The sequence below is a fragment of the Brumimicrobium mesophilum genome (genome assembly GCF_003025005.1).
GTDB classification, from domain to species: Bacteria; Bacteroidota; Bacteroidia; order Flavobacteriales_D; family Crocinitomicaceae; genus Brumimicrobium; species Brumimicrobium mesophilum.
Genome location: NZ_PVSS01000031.1, coordinates 1 through 4,356, shown reverse-complemented (window position 1 = coordinate 4,356; position 4,356 = coordinate 1). Strand labels below are relative to the sequence as shown.

Annotated in this window: 2 protein-coding genes; both read left to right on the top strand. The window is 24.9% G+C overall.

The annotated features are described in order from the left end of the window. A partial coding sequence (locus tag C6368_RS16820; RefSeq protein WP_159038659.1) for a hypothetical protein occupies nucleotides 1-538 on the top strand: 538 nt, incomplete at its 5' end. 154 nt (nucleotides 539-692) lie between these two features. Further along, on the top strand, nucleotides 693-4,325 hold the full coding sequence (locus C6368_RS16815) for a YobI family P-loop NTPase (RefSeq protein WP_107040384.1): 3,633 nt from the start codon (nucleotides 693-695) through the stop codon (nucleotides 4,323-4,325). Nucleotides 4,326-4,356 lie beyond the last annotated feature (31 nt).

Here is a 4,356-nt window from a genome sequence, read left to right as displayed (position 1 = left end):
GACAATACGTAGCTTGGACGTTACCCAACATTTGAAAAAAACGACATTCTACATATTATCCATAGTTTTTATTCTGACTTTATTGAGTTGTGACTTCCCTAAAAAACCAGAAAAACTGCCAAAAACTGAACAGTACGAAAAATTAATTGGTAAATGGAAAGTAATTGAATCAAATTTCTTACCATTTGAACATATTTCTTTTTGCGAGAAATTGGAATTAAATTCTATTTTCGAATTTGACGAATATGGAATTTTAAAAGTTTATGAAAACGAAAAAACTAAACGGAATTGTAATGAATATCAGATATTCTGGATTGACGGAAATGAACTTGTGATTTTTGAATATGATGTCGGATTTCCATACGAAATAATAAAACTGACTTCTGACTCTTTACAAATCAAAACAGACAATATTCCTGAATATTTATATGAAAAAATGACAATGAAAAATGCACTTGAATTTACGAGTGAAGAAATAAAGTTTATTGAAAAGAACGGAATTATAATTACAATGAAAAAAATAAAAAACGTTGGGTAACAACGTGTATAAAAAATTGCTAAATTAGTGCTTAACCAAAGGTAGTTGCAGTTTTGTTACGTCTGATTTTCCTTCGGAAAATCCTCGCACACAAAACCGCAACTTTCCATACACAAGCACGTTAGGCACAATACCAAAAAACTAAAACCAAGGAATGAACAAGAAAAATTTGCTAAACATTTTAAAGAAATTCATTGATTGGTTAACTCATTATTATCTAAGATTTTCAAAAAATAAATCTGAATCATCACCATATAACTCATTATCACCAACTGATAATGCTGAAAACATAGATTACTACATTGAATCTCTAAATTGGGCTCTTTTAAATAGAGATAAGATTAAAAATATTGCTATTTCTGGACCTTATGGTTCAGGGAAAAGTAGTGTAATACAAACTTTTCAAAGAAAAAATCAGAATAACGATTTTAGATTTTTAAATATTTCTTTAGCAACATTTAAAGAAATTAATACAGATAAACCAACTCCTGAAAATGGAGAGTTGTTAAGATTAATTGAGTTAAGTATATTACAGCAGTTTTTTTATCACGAAAAAGACAATAAAATACCAGATTCACGATTTAAAAAAATTAAATCACACAGTAAATGGTTCCTTAGACTTCAAACCATTGGATTTATCTCATTTTTAATATCTTTTCTATATTTAGTTTTTCCAAAATTTTTGGCAAAATTTTCTTTGATTGATATTACACCAAATTACCAGAATTTGGTTCATTCTACTGCGGTAATAATTATTGTTTTAGGCTTATTATTTTTCCTTTTTAAAGTATCGCGAATTATTAAAAGTGTTGTAATCAAAAAACTAAGTGTAAATAATGCTTCAATCGAAATTGATGACAGTATTAGTAAATCTATTCTTAACAATCATCTTGATGAAATTTTATACTTCTTTGAAGTCACTAAATACAACACAGTAATAATAGAGGATATTGATAGATTTGAGCAGACGGAAGTTTTTACAAAATTGAGAGAGCTTAATTTACTGATAAATAATTCTAAAAAAACAAAAGAAAATATTGTCTTTATTTATGCCATTCGAGACGATATGTTTAAAGACAAAGAAAGAACAAAGTTCTTTGATTTTATGATTCCAATAATTCCAGTAATCAACTCTTCAAACTCGAGTGAAAAATTATTGAAAATCATAAAAGAAAATCATTATAAAATATCAAATGATTTAATTAGTGATATTTCTCTATTTATTGACGATATGAGATTGTTGTTTAATATTATGAACGAATATCATATTTATTCAAATAGTTTAAACTCTAATTTAAATCAAGACAAACTTTTATCAATGATTGTGTATAAGAATATGCATCCAATTGATTTTACCAATTTAAGTAATAACAAAGGTTCTATTTACGAAACTTTATCAAAAAAGCAATTTTACATTCAAGAACAAAGCAAAAAAGTTGATTTAAAAATCGAAACAATAAACGAAAAAATTAAGGAAGTCGAAGATGCTAAATTTAGCGATATTAAAGAGTTGAGAACAATATATCTATCTAAAATTGTAGAAACCATAATGCAAACCAATCCTAGCCATCCATTTTTTAAATTTTTGATAGACAATCGAATTGTTAATTTGACACAAGCTACAGAAGAAGAAAATTTCAACGCTATTATTAATTCAACTAGATTACAATACACTTATAATCATAACCAACAATATAAACAGAACTTCAATTTAAATTTCAATTCTATAGAAAAAGAGATAAACTCTGTTCATACCTACAAAGAAAGAGAAGAACTAATTGCATCTAAAAATAAGCTAGATGATTTTAAAAAACAGATTGAAGAATATGAAGAGAGCAAAAATCGAATTAAAAAACACCAAATAAAAGAGTTAATCTCAACTAAAGAGATTGAAGTTGGAAATCAAGAAAGCAAGCAAAATGAACTCATAAATATTTTGTTAAGAAATGGATATATTGATGAAAGTTATCTTGAATATATATCAATTTTCTATGAAGGTAGTTTATCTAAATCTGATTATCAATTCTTAATAAATATCAAAACTCAGAAAAGTTCTGAATTTGATTTTAAACTTAATAAAATTGATAATCTTATAAAAAAAATAAATCAATTAGAATTTGAAAAAGAATATACACTCAATTATTCTTTACTAGATTTCCTACTTTCAACTAATAAATATAAATTAAAAAGTAATTTAATATTTAAGCAGTTAGGTAATGAATCTAAAAAATCAATAAGTTTTATAGATGGTTTTATTGATTCTTCTTCAAACACTGAATTATTTATTAAAATCTTCTGTAAAGAATGGACTAATATTTGGCATTTCATCGAAAATGAATCTAATTATTCGAAAGACAAAAAAAAGAAATATTTCAAGTTATTAATTGAACACGCAGATACGAATGATATCAAAAAAATACTCACTACTTACAAATCAACTATTTCAGACAATAAAGATTTCTTAAACATATCAAAAAATCAATCCAAAATAAAAGATGTTATTAAAATACTAGATATTAAATTTAAAGACATTTCAGATTCTTCACCAAAAGAATTACTTGAATTTATTTATTCTAATAACTACTATTCAATCAATACTTCAATGATAATAAGTATTCTTACTTTCAATAATGTATTTAATCCAAAATTATTTAAAGAAAAGAACTATACATCCATTAAGGAATCGGGCATAAAAAGTTTAGTAGATTACATAGACACTAACATAGATGAATATGTTTCTTCTGTTTACCTTGACTTAAAAGTTGAACCAAATGATATAGAACCTTTAGAAAACCTTTTAAACAATAAGGATATTTCCATAGAAAACAAAGGTTTTATAATAAAACAGTCAAAAACTAAAGTTGAAAATATCGATGATATTAAAAGACTAAATGTGAAAAACATATTACTAAAGGATTCTAAAATGTCTGCGAATTGGTATAATGTCTTTTCAGTTTATAATATTGGAGAAGAAAAAAAATTATCCGAAGAGCTAATTGAATTTATTAATGACAATTCAAAAGAATTAGCAAAGACAAAAATCGGAAAAGATTATCCAGACACAAAATCGGCACAAGCCTTTATACGTACAATAATACTTGAGGATAATTTCAATAATGATAATTATGATGACTTACTAAAAGCAGTACCTTACATTTATCCATCTTTAGATTTTGCACAATTATCTCTTGAAAAGGCAAAGTCATTAGTTCAAAATAAAACTCTAATAGTCAACAATGAGAATTATATGCTTCTTAAAGATAATTTTGGAGATTATTATATTTCATTAATTGAAAATGATATTAAAAAATTTATTGAAAACATAGATACTTTTCAACTTGATAATTCTGACAGATTATCGATTTTAAAATCAGAAAAATTTTCTATAAATCAAAAAGTTGAATTTATAAATTATCATACTGAAACTGTTTTTACAACAGAAATTGAATTATTAAATCAAATAGGAAATTTATTAAATTCAAATTTAGAATTGAAAATTGATAAGGAAATTATAAATTCCGTTTTACTTAAAAGCAATTTAAAAGCCTTGAGCAAAATAAAAGTATTTAATAAATACAATTTTTTATTCAATAATGATGAAATAGAATTATTTCTTACCTCACTTGGTGAACCATACTCAAGCATAACTGAAAACGGCAAAAGACCAATAATTGAATATATTGATTCAAATGAATATTTCTTAAAAACATTGGTGCAAAAAAAGTATATTTCCAAATATGAGATTGAGAAAAAAGGAATTAGAATATCAACATTTAGAAATAAGTAAAGTGCCTAATCGAGTAGACGGCTGACAGTCG